The following is a 16,631-nucleotide window of genomic DNA, read 5'->3' on the forward strand; positions in this document are numbered from 1 at the left end:
CCAAACCGAAGGCGGTCGGCCCAGTCCTCGGGCCGACCGCCTTCGCCGATACAGCCGCTTGGCCGTCAGACGGCCGCCGCGGCGAGGGGGCTGACGACCCATTCGCCGCGCCGCATGACGCCCCTGACGTCGAACGCGGCGTCCAGGACGACGAGGTCCGCGTACTTGCCGGGCTCCAGCGAGCCGATCTGGTCGTACAGGCCGAGGAGCTTGGCCGGGTTGGCGGAGATCGCCTGGACCACGGACTCCACCGGCAGCCTGTCGAGGGTCACCGAGCGCTTGAAGGCGGTGTCCAGGGTCAGGGTGGAGCCGGCGATGGAACCGCCCTCCACGAGCCGGGCCACGCCCTCCTTGACCTCGACCTCCAGCGGGCCGAGGTGGTAGGTCCCGTCGCCGAAGCCGGCGGCGTCCATCGCGTCGGTGATCAGCGCCACGCGGTGCGCGCCCGCGTGGTGGAAGGCCAGTTCCAGGGCCGCCGGGTGCAGGTGGGTGCCGTCGTTGATGAGCTCGACGGTGATCCGCTCGTCCTCCAGCAGCGCGGCGATCGGCCCGGGCTCGCGGTGGGCGAGGGGCGGCATCGCGTTGAAGAGGTGGGTGGCCACGGTCGCGCCCGCGTCGATGGCGGCGCGCGTCTGCTCGTACGTGGCGTCCGTGTGCCCGATCGCGGCGATCACCCCGTGCTCGGCGAGCAGCCGTACGGAGTCCAGGCCGCCCGGGAGTTCGGTGGCGAGGGTGAACATGCGGGCCGTGCCGTGCGCGGCGTCGATCAGCTTGCGGACCTCGGCCGGGTCGGGGTCGCGGAGCAGGTCCTCCTTGTGCGCGCCCTTGCGGCAGGGGTTGATGAACGGCCCCTCGAAGTGGATGCCGGCGATCTCGCCCTGCCGGGTGAGCTCGGCGAGCAGTCCGGCGCGGCGGGCCAGTTCGTCCAGGTCGCCGGTGACGGTGGAGGCGATCAGGGTGGTGGTGCCGTGCTCGCGGTGGGTGCGGACGCCCTGGAGGACGTCCTCGGCGGTGCCGGAGGTGAAGGAGGCGCCGCCGCCGCCGTGGTTGTGCATGTCGACGAAGCCGGGGACGATCCAGTGCCCGGACAGGTCCACGGTCCGCGAGCCCTCGTGGGCGCTGCCGGCGATGCGGTCGCCGTCGACGATGACCCGGCCGCCCGCCACGGTTCCGGTGGGCAGCACCACCCTGGCGCCGGAGAGAACAGTGCTGCGCGCGCTTCCGGACATCAGGCAGGTACCTCCGTGGCGAGTAGGTCCCAGGCGAGCAGCCCTGCGCCCAGGCATCCGGCGGTGTCCCCGAGGGCCGCCGGGACGATGTGGGGGAGCCGCTGGAACGTCACGCGCTCCTCCACGGCCGTCCGTAGTGGTGTGAACAAGGTTTCCCCCGCCTCGGCCAGCCCGCCACCGATGATCAGCGTGCGGGGGTCCAGCAGGGTGATGGCGGTGACCAGCCCGTCGGCGAGGGCGCCGACGGCGGCCAGCCAGACCTCGCTCGCGCGCGCGTCGCCGGCTTCGACGGCCTTGGCGCAGTGGGCGGCGTCGGCCCCGGGGTCGCCGCAGGCGGCCGCCCAGGCGCGGCTGACGGCGGCGGCCGAGGCGAGGGTCTCCAGGCAGCCGCGCTGGCCGCAGCCGCAGGCGGGGCCGCCCGGGCGCACCACGATGTGCCCGATCTCGCCCGCGTAGCCGTGGGCGCCGGCCTCGATGCGGCCGGCGATGCCGATGGCTCCGGCGATGCCGGTGCCGAGCGGGACGAAGAGGAAGCGGTCGGCGCCGCGGCCGGCTCCGATGCGGCCCTCGGCGAGTCCGCCCGTGCGCACGTCGTGGCCGAGGGCCACCGGGATGCCGCCGAGTCTGGCGCTGAGCAGGGCGCGCATCGGTACGTCGCGCCAGCCCAGGTTCGCCGCGTAGACGGCGATCCCGTGGTCGGCGTCGACGATGCCGGGGACGGCGACGCCGGCGGCCGACGCGGGCCGCCCGAAGCGTTCGCGGCCGGTGTCGAGCAGCTCGGCGGCGAAGTCCTGGATCGTCTCGACGACGGCGTCGGGGCCCCGTTCGCGGCCGGTGGCGCGGCGCGCTTCGTGGAGCAGGGTGCCGTCGTCGGCGACGAGGGCGGCCTTCATCCCGGTGCCGCCCACATCGAGGGCGATGACGTGTTTCACGGGTTTCACAGAGACAGTCTCGCGTGCTCGGCGTGGAAAGGTCTAGTCCATTGAGGGGGATTGTTGAGTGGCCATACAAAATCCGGACCCCGGCCGGGATCCCGATGTGGAGGAGCCGCCAAAGTGGTGTAGACCTTACGTGGATCGTACGTACAACGAGGGATGGATCGAGAACTGTGAAGGGCCGTTACCTGAGCCTGGCCGCGTCCGGCGCCGCGCTGTGCCTGACTGCCGTGACGCTGACGGGCTGCGGAGCCCTCGGCGGGGTCACCGGAGACAACGACGTGACCCTGCGGGTCGTGGCGGCCGACTACGGGGACAATCCGCAGAACTCCTCGGCCGGGTACTGGAAGGGCCTCGCCGACGGCTTCGAGAAGGCCAACCCGGGCGTCAGGGTCGAGGTCTCCGTCTACTCCTGGTCCGAGGTCGACGCCAAGGTCGCCGACATGGTCAAGGCCGGCAAGGCGCCCGACATCGCCCAGATCGGCGCCTACGCCGACTACGCGGCCGCCGGCAAGCTGTACTCCACGGCCGAGCTGCTCTCGGTGAAGACCGAGGCCGACTTCCTCGCCCCGCTCGCGGACGCCGGGAAGGTCAAGCAGACCCAGTACGGCATGCCCTTCGTCTCCAGCACCCGGCTGCTCTTCTACAACGAGAAGCTGCTCGCCGACGCGGGCATGATCGGCAAGGACGCCAAGGGCGGCTGGCAGCCGAAGAGCTGGGCGGACCTGGAGGCGGCGGCCAAGAAGCTCAAGGGCGCCGGCGTGCCCACCCCCTTCGCGCTGCCGCTGGGCCGCGAGGAGGCGCAGGCCGAGACGATGATGTGGATGCTCGCGGGCGGCGGCGGCTACACCGACAACGAGGAGTCCTACTCGATCGACTCCCCCGACAACGTCAAGGCGCTGGAGTTCCTGCGGGACAAGATGGTCGGGCAGGGGCTGACCGGCCCCGTCGAGCCGGGGAAGCTGGACCGGCAGGCCGCCTTCGACGGCTTCACCAAGGGCGAGGTCGGCATGCTCAACGGCCACCCGTCGCTGATGAAGCAGGCCGAGGCCAAGGGCGTGAAGTTCGGCATGGTCCCGCTGCCGACGGCCAGCGGGTCCGCGGAGCCCGCCATGGGCGTCGCCGACTGGGTCATGGCTTTCAAGAACGGCCACCGCGCGCAGTCCGGGAAGTTCCTGGACTACCTGTACGAGCCGAAGAACGTGACGGCCTTCACGGACATGTACGACCTGCTCCCCGCCACCACCAGCGGCTACCTGGCCAAGCAGGGCGCCACCGGCGGCCATGCCCCGCAGCTGAAGCCCTTCCTGACGGCGCTGCCCGGCTCACGGCTGTACCCGGTCGGCAAGAAGTCCTGGGCGGGCGTCAGCGAGGACATCAAGCAGAACATCGGCAGGACCGTCCAGCCCGGCGGGCAGCCGGCGAAGGTGCTGGAGGAGATCGCCACGGCGGCGCGGGCCTCGGACCCGCGCTGAACGGTGGCGGCGGGCCGGCTGTCGGACGGCGGCGTTAATCTGGCGGTATGACGGACGAGGGGCAGTTGACGGCCACGGAGGCCGCGGTGCTCGCGTACGAGGGACGCACCTGGCCCGGCCCCGGAGCGAAGGAACGGGCCATCCGGGAAGGGCTGGGGATGACCCCCGTGCGCTACTACCAGCTGCTCAACGCGCTGATGGACGACCCGCGGGCGCTGGCCCACGCACCGGGCACCGTCAACCGGCTCCGGCGGATCCGCGAGGCCCAGCGGGCCCGGCGGTAGGCCCGCCGACGGCCGGACGGCGGCCCTCGCGGCGGGTTTCGCGGCGGGCATCGACCGTGCCGTAGCCGTCGCCGCGCCGGGCCGTTAGGGTCGTGCGTATGGGGAGCCATCCGCACGACCTGCCGATGCCCGTCACCGCAGCCGGACGGGAGGGGCTAGAAGCCCTCCTCCGCGCACCCCGCCGGTCCGTGGTCGCCCTGGACTTCGACGGCACCCTCGCCGACATCGTCCCGGACCCGGACCAGGCCAGAGCCCACCCCGCAGCCGTCCCGGCCCTCTCCGCGCTCGCCCCCGAGGTGGACTCGGTGGCCGTGATCACCGGCCGGCCGGCGGGCGTCGCCGTCCGCTACGGAGGCTTCGCGGGAGTCCCCGGACTGGAACACCTCGTCGTCCTCGGCCACTACGGCGCGGAGCGCTGGGACGCCGTCACCGGCATCGTGCACGCCCCGGCCGAGCACCCCGGGGTGGCGGCGGTACGCGCCGAGCTGCCGGGGTTCCTGGACTCGATCGGGGCCTGGCAGGGCACCTGGATCGAGGAGAAGGGCCGGGCGCTGGCCGTGCACACCCGGCGGGCCGCGGACCCCGCGGCGGCCTTCGCGGCCCTGCGCGAACCCCTGGCCGAGCTGGCCGCGCGGCACGGGCTGATGGTGGAGCCGGGCCGCGCGGTCCTGGAGCTCCGCCCCCCGGGCATGGACAAGGGCGTCGCCCTCACGGAGTTCCTCGCGGAGCGGGACGCGGAGGCGGTGCTGTACGCGGGCGACGACCTGGGCGACCTCGCCGCGTACTCGGCCGTCGAGAAACGCCGCGCCGACGGCCTCCCGGGCCTGCTCGTCTGCAGCGGCTCGGCCGAGGTCCCCGAGCTCGCCGCCCGAGCCGACGTGGTCCTGCCGGGCCCGGGCTCCGTGGCTTCCTACTTGGCCTCCCTGGCCGTGGCCCTCCGGGGCTGACCGCCGTTCGCGGGCGCGCCGCCGCTACGGGGGCTCCGCCCCCGACCCCCGCGCCTCGAACGCCGGCGGGGCTGGATGTTCCAGCCGTCCGGCGTTTGAGGACCGGGTCCGGGCAGCGCCCGGATTTACCGGCCTCGCCGGCGTTTGAGGCGCGGGGTCCGGGGCGCAGCCCCCGGGGGTCAGGACTGGAGGTCGGCCAGCTGGGCGGTGAACCAGGCGGCCGGGGGGAGGGCCGTGGCGGCGGCGGCCAGGCGCTTCGTGCGCTCCGCACGCTCGGCGTCCGGCATGGCCAGCGCCGCGTGCAACGCCTCCGCCGTCGCCGACACGTCGTACGGGTTCACCGTCAGCGCGTCCGCCCGGAGCTCGTCGTACGCCCCCGCCCCGGTGGACAGCACCAGCGCGCACCCCGCCTCCGACACCACCGGGATCTCCTTCGCGACCAGGTTCATCCCGTCCCGGACCGGGTTCACCAGCGCCACGTCCGCCATCCGGTACACCGCCAGCGACCGCGCGAAGTCGTCCTGCACCGACACCAGCACCGGCTGCCAGTCCGCCGTGCCGAACTCCTCGTTGATCTCCGCCGCCAGCTCCCGCACCGACTCCGTGTACGCCCGGTACACCGCCAGGTCCTGCCGCGACGGGTACGCCGAGGCCAGGTGGACGACCCGGCCCCGCCACTCGGGGTGGACCGTCAGCAGCTCCCGGTACGCCAGCAGCCCCCGCAGGATGTTCTTCGACAGCTCGGTCCGGTCCACCCGGGCGATCGTCTTGCGGTCGCCGACCTCCGCCCGCAGCTGCGCCAGCTTCTCGTCGACCTCCGGCCGGTGCGCCAGCGCCCGCAGTTCGTCCGCGTCCACCCCGAGCGGGTACGCGCTCACCTCGGTGAACCGGCGCTTCGCGTAGCCGCGCCCGGCCGGGTCCGCCCGGCGGTGCCACACCCCGCGCTCCGGGCTCCCCGCCGGGAAGTGCGCCTGCGCGATGCCGTCCTGGTCGTCCCTGCTCGCGCCGGCGGCGAAGTTGCCCGCCCACGTCGCCGTGTGGAAGCCCAGCCGGTCCGCCCCGAGCATCCCCCACACCAGCTGGCTCCGGATGTCGTCCGGGATCATGCTCATGAACTCCCGCGAGGCCCACGGCGTGTGCGTGAAGTGCCCGATCCGCAGGTCCGGCCGAAGCTGCCGCAACTGCCCCGGGACCAGCGCCAGGTGGTAGTCCTGCACCAGGACGCGGGCCCCTTCCGCCGCCTCCTGGGCGAGGGCGCGCGCGAAGGCCTCGTTGTACTCGACGTACGCCTGCCACCGCCGCCGAAACTCCGCGTCGAAGACCGGCTCGCGCGGGACGTCGTACAGGTGGTGGTGCGTGAACCACAGCACGGAGTTGGCGATGCCGTTGTAGGCCGCGTCGTACACCGTGGGATCGATGTCCAGCATCCGGACGCCCGGCTCGCTCACCCCCCGGCGGACCGCCTCCCGGTCCGCCTCCGACAGCGCCGCACAGATCCACAGCGCCCCCGGTTGCTCCGCGAGGGCGGCGGAGAGCCCGGAGACGAGTCCGCCCCCGCCGCGCCGGGCGCTGAGCCCGCCTTCGGCGTCGATCGCGTACGAGAGGGGGCCGCGGTTCGCGGCTACGAGTACCTGAGAAGCCATGCGGCGAACCTAGCCCGACCTGGACTCGCTCAAACTTTCCAGGCCGACGTCACGCCACGCGGCGCAGCGCGTACTCCTTGATGCCGAGCATCGGCGGCCGCTCCTCGGTGTCCACGGCGTAGGTCCGCGGGACGAACCCTTCCGGCCCCCGCTCGAACTGCGTCAGCTCCGGCCGTACGAGGTGCCCGCGCGAGAGCCGCAGCAGGGCGGTGCGGTAGATCGCCGCGGCCATCCGGCCCAGCGCCTGCCCGTCCTGGTGGCGGTGGACGCGTACGCCGACGTCCACCTGGGCGAGCGCGTCGAGGCCGACCGTGTGCAGCGCGTCGACCAGCAGGCCCAGCTCGACGCCGTACCCGACGGGGAACGGCAGCCGCTCCAGCAGGGAGCGGCGTACGGCGTACTCGCCGCCCAGCGGCTGGACGAAGCCGGCCAGCTGCGGCCAGTGCAGGTTGAGGAGGGGGCGGGCCACCAGTTCCGTGACCCGGCCGCCCTGGCCGGGGGCGTCACCGAGCGGGCGGTCGTACATGGCCTTGACGAACTGCACGTCCGGCTCGGTCAGCAGCGGTCCCACGATCCCCGAGACGAAGGCGGAGGAGAAGTCCCGCAGGTCGGCGTCGACGAAGCAGACGATGTCCCCGTCGGTGGCCAGCAGGGAACGCCACAGCACCTCGCCCTTGCCGGGCAGCGCCGGGAGCCTCGGCAGGATCTCGTCGCGGTGCACCACCCGGGCGCCGGCCTTCGCCGCGACCTGCGCCGTACGGTCGGTCGAGCCCGAGTCGACGACGACCAGCTCGTCCACCAGGGGGAACGGCAGTCCCTCGATCAGCTCGCGCCGGATGACCTCGACGATCGCGCCGACCGTCGCCTCCTCGTCCAGTGCGGGCAGCACCACGCTGACCGTGGTCCCGGCCGCCCGTTTCCGGTCGAGCAGCTGGTCGAGCGGTCGGTCGGCGGCTGACCAGGAGCGGTCTGCCAGCCAGCGCTCCACCTCTTCCAGCACCCTCAGCACTCCCTGCGTGTCGGCGTTATCGGCCGTTTTGTGATCCATCTCGCGGTTCGGACGGCTGTCTCAACCGCCCGGCCCTTCGGTTACAGTCTTGAACAACGCGAAGGACCACCGCATGCCGGGGGTCCCGCGTACAAACGCACCGGCGCGCCACAGAGCGCGTGTGCCGGTGCCATACCGCTCATCCAGAGGGGCAGAGGGACACGGCCCGTTGAAGCCCCGGCAACCCTCCAGTCGGTTCTCGCGATCGCACGTCAGCGACGTCAGCGAGGTCCCCGGCTAGGGAAGGTGCCAATTCCGTCTCATGGCGAAGTGCGCCATGGGGAAGATGAGGAGAAAGGGCCTCGCCATCATGGCTGCACAGACTGTCGCCACCTCTGTCGATCTCGGACCTGCCAACGGGCTTTCCTGTCGCGAGTGCGGTACCCGCTTCGAGCTCGGCCCCATCTTCGCGTGCGCCGAGTGCTTCGGACCTCTGGAAGTCGCCTACGACCTCCCGACCGGTGACCCGGAAGCCCTGCGCGCCGCGATCGAGGCCGGCCCCACCAACATCTGGCGGTACGCGCCGCTGCTGCCCGTCCCCGCGGACGTGGCCGCCAAGCCGAGCCTGAACCCGGGCTTCACCAAGCTCGTGGACGCCGCCAACCTGGCCAAGGAGCTCGGGGTCACCGGCAAGCTCTACGTCAAGGACGACTCCGGCAACCCGACGCACTCCTTCAAGGACCGCGTCGTGGCCATCGCCGTCGAGGCCGCCCGCGCCTTCGGCTTCACCACTCTCTCCTGCTCCTCCACCGGCAACCTGGCCGGCGCCGTCGGCGCCGCGGCCGCCCGGGCCGGCTTCCGCTCGTGCGTGTTCATCCCGCACGACCTGGAGCAGGGCAAGGTCGTCATGGCCGGTGTGTACGGCGGTGACCTGGTCGGCATCGAGGGCAACTACGACGACGTCAACCGCTTCTGCTCCGAGCTCATCGGCGACCCGCTGGGTGAGGGCTGGGGCTTCGTCAACGTCAACCTGCGCCCGTACTACGGCGAGGGCTCCAAGACCCTCGCCTACGAGATCTGCGAGCAGCTCGGCTGGCAGCTGCCCGACCAGCTCGTGATCCCGATCGCGTCCGGCTCGCAGCTGACGAAGATCGACAAGGGTCTGCAGGAGCTGATCAAGCTCGGTCTCGTCGAGGACAAGCCGTACAAGATCTTCGGCGCCCAGGCCGAGGGGTGCTCCCCGGTGTCGACCGCCTTCAAGGCCGGTCACGACGTGGTCCGCCCGCAGAAGCCGAACACCATCGCCAAGTCGCTCGCGATCGGCAACCCGGCGGACGGCCCGTACGTCCTGGACATCGCGCGGCGCACCGGTGGTTACGTCGAGGACGTGAACGACGAGCAGGTCGTCGAGGCCATCAGGATCCTCGCGCAGACCGAGGGCATCTTCGCCGAGACCGCGGGCGGCGTGACCGTCGGCGTGACGAAGAAGCTCATCGAGAACGGGCAGCTCGACCCGACGCTGACCACCGTCGTCCTCAACACCGGCGACGGCCTGAAGACCCTGGAGGCGGTGGCCGCGGAGAGCGGGCAGACCGCCACCATCCGCCCGAGCCTGGACGCGTTCCGCGCCGCCGGCCTGGCCTGACCACACCCTCCTGCTCAACCGGAAAGGCAGTAGCGCCATGAGCGTCAACGTCCGCATCCCCACCATCCTGCGCACCTACACCGGCGGTCAGGCCGAGGTGCCCGCCGAGGGCGCGACCCTCGCCCAGGTCATCCAGTCCCTGGAGGCGAGCCACCCGGGCATCGCCGCGCGCGTCCTGGACGACCAGGGCAAGCTGCGCCGTTTCGTGAACGTCTACGTCAACGACGACGACGTGCGCTTCGAGGGTGGGCTGGAGGCGAAGACGCCGGACGGCGCCGGCGTCTCGATCATTCCGGCCGTCGCGGGCGGCTGCTGATCCGCACGGCCCCTTTGTCACCCGACTGGTGACACGCGCAAACCGAAATTGCCCCCTCCGCTAAAAGCGGAGGGGGCAATTCTGCTTGATTGGGCGCGGTAGAGTTGGGGAAGTCCCCTCCGCCGGACTTGCCCGCCGCATATGAACGGGTCGCGTGAGGGTCGACATCGGGTCAATGTGCAAGCGCGGTATGGGGCTTTGGCGAGATATGTCAGGCCCGAGTTGCCCGGGAGTATGGCAAATTTTCACTCTATTTCAATGTTTCCCGGTGTCCAGAATTCTCGTCGGATTGACCTGTTGCAGACAGCACTCGCGCAGATACATTCAGCCTCGGTCGACGCGTTCCGACGCAAGTTCTGACCCGGGAACGCGAAGTGCGTTCCCGCGCAAGGGCCAGTAATAGGGGAGTTAGGCATGGCTCAGGGCACCGTCAAGTGGTTCAACGCGGAGAAGGGCTACGGCTTCATCGCGGTCGACGGTGGTGCGGATGTGTTCGTCCACTACAGCGCCATCCAGATGGACGGGTACCGCACCCTTGAAGAGGGTCAGCGGGTCGAGTTCGAGATCTCGCAGGGCCAGAAGGGTCCGCAGGCGGACATGGTCAAGCTCGCGCTCGGCTAGTCCCGGAGCATCGACCACCGACGCTCGGTCTTCCGTCGAAGACCCGGAAGACCCACGAGGGGCCCACATCCTGGACACGGGATGTGGGCCCCTCGCGTGTGTGCCCGGTAGTGGCGGGGTGTTCCCCCGAGCCGCTTGCACTCGGAGGGGTCGAGTGCTAATCATTGGCGTTAGCACTCTCCCGGTGAGAGTGCTACTGAACGAGGACCGGGTCGGTGAGGCCCGCAGGGTCCGGTGGGAAGGAACCGCCGGGCACGCAGGCCGTCCGTCGCGGGCGCGGGCGCGGTCCTGGGAGCAATCCACCGCTGTCCGGGAGGACCACTTCAGATGGCCAAGATCATTGCGTTCGACGAGGAGGCCCGCCGCGGCCTCGAGCGTGGGATGAACCAGCTCGCCGACGCCGTCAAGGTCACCCTTGGCCCCAAGGGTCGCAACGTCGTCCTTGAGAAGAAGTGGGGCGCCCCCACGATCACCAACGATGGTGTCTCCATCGCCAAGGAGATCGAGCTCGAGGACCCGTACGAGAAGATCGGCGCCGAGCTGGTCAAGGAAGTCGCCAAGAAGACGGACGACGTCGCGGGCGACGGTACGACCACCGCCACCGTGCTGGCCCAGGCGCTCGTCCGCGAGGGCCTGCGCAATGTCGCCGCCGGCGCCAACCCGATGGCCCTCAAGCGTGGTATCGAGAAGGCCGTCGAGGCCGTCTCCGCCGCCCTGCTCGCCCAGGCCAAGGACGTCGAGACCAAGGAGCAGATCGCTTCGACGGCCTCCATCTCCGCCGCCGACACCCAGATCGGCGAGCTCATCGCCGAGGCCATGGACAAGGTCGGCAAGGAAGGCGTCATCACCGTCGAGGAGTCGCAGACCTTCGGTCTGGAGCTCGAGCTCACCGAGGGCATGCGCTTCGACAAGGGCTACATCTCGGCGTACTTCGCCACCGACATGGAGCGTATGGAGGCGTCCCTCGACGACCCGTACATCCTGATCGTCAACTCCAAGATCGGCTCGGTCAAGGACCTGCTGCCGCTCCTGGAGAAGGTCATGCAGTCCGGCAAGCCGCTGCTGATCATCGCCGAGGACGTCGAGGGCGAGGCCCTCTCCACCCTCGTCGTCAACAAGATCCGCGGCACCTTCAAGTCCGTCGCCGTCAAGGCCCCGGGCTTCGGCGACCGCCGCAAGGCCATGCTCGGTGACATCGCCATCCTCACGGGCGGCACGGTCATCTCCGAGGAGGTCGGCCTCAAGCTGGAGAACGCCGGTCTCGACCTGCTCGGCCGCGCCCGCAAGGTCGTCATCACCAAGGACGAGACCACCATCGTCGACGGTGCCGGTGACAGCGACCAGGTCGCCGGTCGCGTGAACCAGATCCGCGCCGAGATCGAGAACTCCGACTCGGACTACGACCGCGAGAAGCTCCAGGAGCGCCTCGCGAAGCTGGCCGGCGGCGTGGCCGTCATCAAGGCCGGTGCCGCGACCGAGGTCGAGCTCAAGGAGCGCAAGCACCGCATCGAGGACGCCGTTCGCAACGCGAAGGCGGCCGTCGAGGAGGGCATCGTCGCCGGTGGTGGCGTGGCCCTGCTCCAGGCCTCCGCGGTCTTCGAGAAGCTGGAGCTCGAGGGTGACGAGGCGACCGGCGCCAACGCCGTGAAGCTCGCCCTGGAGGCCCCGCTGAAGCAGATCGCCGTCAACGGTGGTCTCGAGGGTGGCGTCGTCGTCGAGAAGGTGCGCAACCTTCCGATCGGTCACGGCCTGAACGCCGCGACCGGCGAGTACGTCGACATGATCGCCGAGGGCATCATCGACCCGGCGAAGGTCACGCGCTCCGCGCTGCAGAACGCCGCGTCCATCGCCGCGCTGTTCCTGACCACCGAGGCCGTCATCGCCGACAAGCCCGAGAAGGCCGGCGCCGGCGCCCCGGGCGGCATGCCGGGCGGTGACATGGACTTCTGATCGACCCCCGGGCTCCGGCCCGAAGGTTGATCGGCTGTTCTCGAACGAGGGCGGCACCCCCAGGGGGTGCCGCCCTCGGGCGTTCCCGGCCGGCGCGGTGAGCTGCCGCCGAGCGGGGGTAAAACCGCTGGCCGGGGTCGGTGGGGGCGTGGCACGGTTCGGCCATGGGCCACTGCGTCGCGTATCCCGTCCACCGCACCACCGATCCCGCCGAGGCGTACGCCACGGCGCGGGGCTGCTGACGCGATGGGAAGTTCGCACGCCTACCCCGTGTTCCGGACCGACGACCTCGCCGAGGCCCACCGGCGGGCCCGACTGCTGTGCGCGCGGATGAAGCCGCTCGACGCGGAGATGTGGCTGTGCGCGCGGGCGCACACCGTCGAGGAGGCCCGGGGGCTGGCTCGGCTGCTGCCGACGGGCTTCTTCGAGCCGTCGTACGACTGGGACCGGGACCGGGACGTCTGGTTCGCGGGCGCCGAACTGCCCGGCGACGACCGGGAACTCGCGGCCGAACTGCCGCTGACCGTCGACGCGTACGCGGCCCCGGGCCCCGTCGAACAGGGCTTCCTGCGCGCGCTGGGCCGCGGAGCGGCCACGCTGCTCTGGTACGGGGACTGGCCGTGCGTCCCCGAGATCCCGTCCGCGTCGCCGCACACGACGAACCAGCGGGTGGAACTCGACGTCAACGAGGGGCATCCCGACGGCCGGCACACGGTCTACGTGCACTTCGCGTACGCCGACGAGGTGGGCGCGGCCCATCTGGCGGCCGCGATCGGCGGGTCGGTGCTGGGGCCGGGGCGGCCGGGCCGCTGAGGCGGTCGCCCTGGCCGGGTCCGGTCCGGTCCGGGTCGGGTCCGGTCCCGTCCGGTCCCGTCCCGTCCCGTCCGGGTCGGATCGGGGCCGCATAGGCTGGGCGCATGGCTGATCTCTTCGTCAAGATCTGTGGGCTGAAGACCGTGCGGGACCTCGACGCCGCCGTGGCGGCCGGGGCCGACGCCGTGGGGTTCGTGTTCGCGCCCGGCAGCCCGCGCACGGTCGATGCCGCCACCGCGCGGGAGCTCGCCGCGCGGGTGCCGGACGGCGTGCTCACCGTCGGCGTGTTCCGGGGGCAGACGGTCGCGGAGGTGCGCCGATTCGCCGAGGAGAGCGGTGTACGGGGGGTGCAGCTGCACGGCGAGGAGGGGCCCGAGGACTTCGCGGCGCTGCGCGCCGAGGGCCGGACGCTGCTGCGGGCCACCGCCGAGCACGTGAAGCGCTGCGGGGAGTACGGCGAGGACCTGCTCCTGCTCGACGCCCCCGACCCCGGCTCCGGCAAGCCGTGGAACTGGGGCTCGGCGGACTTCGCCGCGCCCGAGGGGCGTTGGCTGCTGGCGGGCGGGCTGAACCCGGGCAACGTGCGGGAGGCGGTCGCGGTGACCGGCGCCTGGGGCGTGGACGTGTCCAGCGGGGTGGAGCGCGAGCGCGGTGTGAAGTCGCCGGAGCTGATCCACGCCTTCATCGAGGCGGCCCGGCACCCGGTCGCTTGACCCGCGCTTGCGGGGTCGGCGGGTGGGGGCCGGTTGGCTGCGCCGCTTGGGCGGGGTCGGGGGGTGGGCCGGTTGGGGTGGGGGCGGGCGCCGGTTGGCTGCGCCGCTTGGGCGGGGTCGGCGGGGGGTGGGGGTCGGTTGGGGTGGGGGCTCGCGCCGGTTGGCTGCGCCGCTTGGGCGGGGTCGGGGTGGGGGCCGGTTGGGGGGGGGGGGGGGGGGGGGGGGGGGGGGGGGGGGGGGGGGGGGCGCCCGGGGGGGGGGGGGGGGGGCCCCGCGCCGGGGCGTCTCCTCGGGCGCCGAACGTGACGGGAGGTCGGGCACCTCGGCGGCAGTGCGTTCGGCACCCTGCGGGGATCACCCCGACACACACCCACCCCCACCCCACCCGACCCGGCTGCCATCCAGCGCCGACGCACCATCCAGCCCGGCCGCGCAAATTCAGCCCCGCCGGCGATTGAGGCGCGGGGTGCGGGGCGGAGCCCCGGGCTTTGAGCCGCACCGTCCAGCCGCGCCGCACAGCTCAGCCCCGTCGGCAGGCCGAAACTCGCTGGAGGGCGCTGGTGGGGCGTGGAATGATCTTGGGCGACCGAAGGAAGGGAAGGTCGAGAAGGTGTACGTCCCACCATCCGCACGAGCCCTCGATGATGACGAGCGCGAGCTCGTGGCCCTGGCCCGCCGCACCATCGACGCGCACACCGACGCCGACCCCGACGAAGACGGGGTCCACACGGTGGGCGCCGCGGTCATGGCCGCCGACTACCGGATGTTCCCCGGCGTGAACCTCTACCACTTCACCGGCGGCCCCTGCGCCGAACTCGTGGCCCTGGGCGCCGCGCGAGCCCGAGGCGCCCGCCAGATGCGCTGCATCGTCGCCGTGGGAAACCACGGGCGCGGGGTCCTCGGCCCGTGCGGACGCGATCGGCAGGTCTTCGTGGACTACTACCCCACCATGCGCGTCATCGTGCCCACCCCCGAGGGGCTCAGGTCCGTGCTCGCCGCCGACCTGATGCCGCTGGCTCAGCGGTGGACCCCGGAGGCGGGCATGAACGGTCTCGACCCGTTGCTCTACCAGGACCCCGAGACGGCCGGTCCCCCGATCATCCGGTTCCACCCCCGCTACCTCGAAGCCGTCCGCTCCGGCGCCAAGACCAGGACCACCCGCTTCCGGGACCCGGCGCGGCCCGGCCCGGCCCGGCTGGTGTTCGCGAGCGACCCCGAGGTCGTCCTGTCGGCAGAGGTGACCGGCGTCAGGCACTGCCCGGTCGCCGACCTCACCGACGGGGACGCCCGAGCCGAAGGGCTGACGACCGCAGCCGAACTCCGGGACGTCCTCAAGGGCCACTACCCGGAGCTGGCGGGAACCGACGAGGTCGACGTCGTCACCTTCCGGATCGACGACCGCCAGGTGACGACGAGCACGCGCTAGGGGGTGCGCCAGACCGTCATGTCCATGGTGAGCCAGCTGGGCAGGCCCGCCAGCCGCGTGTTCGACTCGATCTGCACCACGAACATCGCGACCTCCCCCGTGGAGCGCCTGACGCAGATCTCGGTGCCGGCGGCGACCGCGGCGAGCGGGATCGCGTGGGGCTTGGCGACCTCTCCGTAGCGGCGGCACGTGTCGTAGTTCGCGGAACCCGCCTTGCCGTACATCGTGGTCATCACGCTGGTGTCGCTCGTCAGGTCGCAGTCCAGGCGGTCGCATTCCAGACGGATGTCCCCGGCGCGGTCGCCGTCCTTGCGCTCGACCGGTTCCTTGATGTCGATCGAGTTCTCCTCGCCCAGGCGCACCCCCGGGTAGGGGACGGGCGTGGGCGGCTTGGACGGCTCGGGGGACTTGGGCGCGCCCGAGGCGGAACCGGCGGCCGCCTTGCCGCCGGTGGGCGCGCCGGACGCGCCCGACGCCGCCGGGCCGGGTGACTTGGACGCGGCGGCCCTGGCCGCCTCGTCCCGGCGTACCTTCTGTGCGGCGTCCACGAAGAGCCAGACCAGGCCGCCCACCATGAGCGTTCCGATCACCGACAGCGTGGTGATGATCACCGCTGCGCGGCGGCCGCGCTTGCGCCGTTCCTCCGGGGTGACCGGCTTCGGCCCCCACGCGAACGGCGTCACGTGCGCCGACGTGGGGTGCGGGCCGGGGGCGGCCGGGGTCGGGGCCGGGTCGGGGACCACCACCTCCGGCCCCAGCACCTCCCGCCAGATCGCCGGGCCGCCGCCGCTCGTGTCGTCGGCGTCCTCGCCGAGCTGCTTGCGGCACCACTCCACGATCTCCGTCGGGGTGGCCCGGTCCTCCGGGTCGGCGGCCAGGCACCGGGCGAGCAGCGGCTGCAGTTCCTCCGGCAGCCGGGACAGGTCGGGGGCGGAGTGCACGATCCGGAACAGCACGGTCATGGAGGGGCCGGTGCCGTAGAGGGGCTCGCCCAGTGCCGCGAACGCCGCCGTCTGCCCGAGCGCGAAGACGTCGGTGGCGGCGGTGGTCTCGCCCGCCAACGCCTGTTCGGGGGCCATGTACTGGGGCGTGCCGATGGTGCTGCCGGTGGCCGTGGGCGCGGTGGTGTCGGACGCCGTCGATATGCCGAAGTCGATGACGCGGGGCCCGTCGGAGGCCAGCAGCACGTTCGACGGCTTGAGGTCGCGGTGCACGATGCCCTCGGCGTGGATGGCCTGCAGGGCCTCGGCCACGCCCGCCATCAGCCACAGCACCGCGGGCACGGGCAGCGCACCGCGTTGGGCGACGGCCTCTGACAGCGAGGGCCCGGGTACGTAGAGGGTCGCCAGCCACGGCGGCACCGCGTCGGCGTCGGCGTCGATCACCTCGGCGGTGTACGCCCCCCGGACGCGTCGGGCGGCCACCACCTCGCGGCGGAACCGCCGCCGGAACGCCGGGTCTTCGGCCAGCTCCGGCCGCACCATCTTGATCGCCACCGGGCGGCCGCCCGGGGTGTGCGAAAGGTAGACGCGGCCCATGCCGCCAGCGCCGAGCCGCGCCGCGAGGCGGTACCCGGCCACGGTCCGCGGATCCTCCGCGTGCAGCGGCTCGAACACCTCGGTCGCGCTGTTCATCGGCCTCCCCGA

15 protein-coding genes and 1 riboswitch are annotated in these 16,631 nt (G+C 72.3%); of the genes, 10 read left to right on the top strand and 5 right to left on the bottom strand.

The features are described from left to right. Nucleotides 1–65: 65 nt before the first annotated feature. Both nagA and ACFYP3_RS20630 read right to left on the bottom strand, forming a co-directional pair. A complete protein-coding gene (gene nagA, locus ACFYP3_RS20625; protein ID WP_388834371.1) occupies nt 66–1,229 on the bottom strand; it encodes an N-acetylglucosamine-6-phosphate deacetylase in 1,164 nt (387 codons plus the stop codon). After that, entirely contained in the window at nt 1,229–2,161 is a 933-nt protein-coding gene (locus ACFYP3_RS20630) for an ROK family protein (protein ID WP_388834496.1), read from the bottom strand. Before ACFYP3_RS20630 ends, nagA begins: the two co-directional genes overlap by 1 nt. Nucleotides 2,162–2,337: 176 nt before the next feature. On the opposite strand from ACFYP3_RS20630, the gene ACFYP3_RS20635 reads away from it, so the two are divergent. The 3 genes from ACFYP3_RS20635 to otsB all read left to right on the top strand — a co-directional run bounded on the left by ACFYP3_RS20635 (nt 2,338) and on the right by otsB (nt 4,870). Beyond that, entirely contained in the window at nt 2,338–3,639 is a 1,302-nt protein-coding gene (locus ACFYP3_RS20635) for an ABC transporter substrate-binding protein (protein ID WP_388834374.1), read from the top strand. A gap of 47 nt (nt 3,640–3,686) precedes the next feature. Next, the gene (locus ACFYP3_RS20640) at nt 3,687–3,923 is read left to right on the top strand and encodes a DUF3263 domain-containing protein (protein WP_030031449.1); all 237 of its coding nucleotides are present in this window, start codon (nt 3,687–3,689) and stop codon (nt 3,921–3,923) included. Nucleotides 3,924–4,021: 98 nt separating this feature from the next. Beyond that, on the top strand, nt 4,022–4,870 hold the full coding sequence (otsB, locus tag ACFYP3_RS20645) for a trehalose-phosphatase (RefSeq protein ID WP_388834377.1): 849 nt from the start codon (nt 4,022–4,024) through the stop codon (nt 4,868–4,870). A 179-nt stretch (nt 4,871–5,049) separates the two neighbouring features. Here otsB and ACFYP3_RS20650 read toward each other — a convergent pair whose 3' ends face one another. Together ACFYP3_RS20650 and ACFYP3_RS20655 are read right to left on the bottom strand one after the other, a co-directional pair. After that, the gene (locus ACFYP3_RS20650) at nt 5,050–6,513 is read right to left on the bottom strand and encodes a trehalose-6-phosphate synthase (RefSeq protein WP_388834380.1); all 1,464 of its coding nucleotides are present in this window, start codon (nt 6,511–6,513) and stop codon (nt 5,050–5,052) included. 49 nt (nt 6,514–6,562) lie between these two features. After that, nucleotides 6,563–7,513 (bottom strand): glucosyl-3-phosphoglycerate synthase, encoded by a 951-nt coding sequence (locus tag ACFYP3_RS20655; protein WP_388834383.1) that lies wholly within the window; start codon nt 7,511–7,513, stop codon nt 6,563–6,565. Nucleotides 7,514–7,697: 184 nt separating this feature from the next. Continuing rightward, nucleotides 7,698–7,854, top strand: a riboswitch (SAM riboswitch). Between the two features lie 17 nt (nt 7,855–7,871). Between ACFYP3_RS20655 and thrC the strand changes: the two genes are divergently transcribed. The 7 genes from thrC (at nt 7,872) to ACFYP3_RS20690 (ending at nt 14,985) form a co-directional block, all read left to right on the top strand. Then, nucleotides 7,872–9,146, top strand: coding sequence for a threonine synthase (gene thrC / locus ACFYP3_RS20660; protein ID WP_388834386.1), 1,275 nt, complete (start codon nt 7,872–7,874; stop codon nt 9,144–9,146). A gap of 37 nt (nt 9,147–9,183) precedes the next feature. Further along, nucleotides 9,184–9,462: a MoaD/ThiS family protein gene (locus tag ACFYP3_RS20665; protein ID WP_388834389.1), complete on the top strand. Its 279-nt coding sequence runs from the start codon at nt 9,184–9,186 to the stop codon at nt 9,460–9,462. A gap of 414 nt (nt 9,463–9,876) precedes the next feature. Continuing rightward, nucleotides 9,877–10,083, top strand: coding sequence for a cold-shock protein (locus ACFYP3_RS20670; protein ID WP_030009783.1), 207 nt, complete (start codon nt 9,877–9,879; stop codon nt 10,081–10,083). A gap of 327 nt (nt 10,084–10,410) precedes the next feature. After that, complete coding sequence (gene groL, locus ACFYP3_RS20675) at nt 10,411–12,033, top strand: chaperonin GroEL (RefSeq protein WP_388834392.1); 1,623 nt, start codon at nt 10,411–10,413, stop codon at nt 12,031–12,033. A gap of 246 nt (nt 12,034–12,279) precedes the next feature. Next, nucleotides 12,280–12,846, top strand: coding sequence for a hypothetical protein (locus ACFYP3_RS20680; RefSeq protein ID WP_388834395.1), 567 nt, complete (start codon nt 12,280–12,282; stop codon nt 12,844–12,846). Nucleotides 12,847–12,950: 104 nt separating this feature from the next. After that, a complete protein-coding gene (locus tag ACFYP3_RS20685; protein WP_388834398.1) occupies nt 12,951–13,559 on the top strand; it encodes a phosphoribosylanthranilate isomerase in 609 nt (202 codons plus the stop codon). Between the two features lie 610 nt (nt 13,560–14,169). Continuing rightward, complete coding sequence (locus tag ACFYP3_RS20690; RefSeq protein WP_388834400.1) at nt 14,170–14,985, top strand: ASCH domain-containing protein; 816 nt, start codon at nt 14,170–14,172, stop codon at nt 14,983–14,985. Here ACFYP3_RS20690 and ACFYP3_RS20695 read toward each other — a convergent pair. Next, on the bottom strand, nt 14,982–16,619 hold the full coding sequence (locus ACFYP3_RS20695; RefSeq protein WP_388834402.1) for a serine/threonine-protein kinase: 1,638 nt from the start codon (nt 16,617–16,619) through the stop codon (nt 14,982–14,984). The two genes, ACFYP3_RS20690 and ACFYP3_RS20695, sit on opposite strands and share 4 nt — an antisense overlap. Nucleotides 16,620–16,631: the final 12 nt, after the last annotated feature.

This window comes from Streptomyces sp. NPDC005533 (assembly GCF_042871845.1).
Classification (GTDB): domain Bacteria; phylum Actinomycetota; class Actinomycetes; order Streptomycetales; family Streptomycetaceae; genus Streptomyces.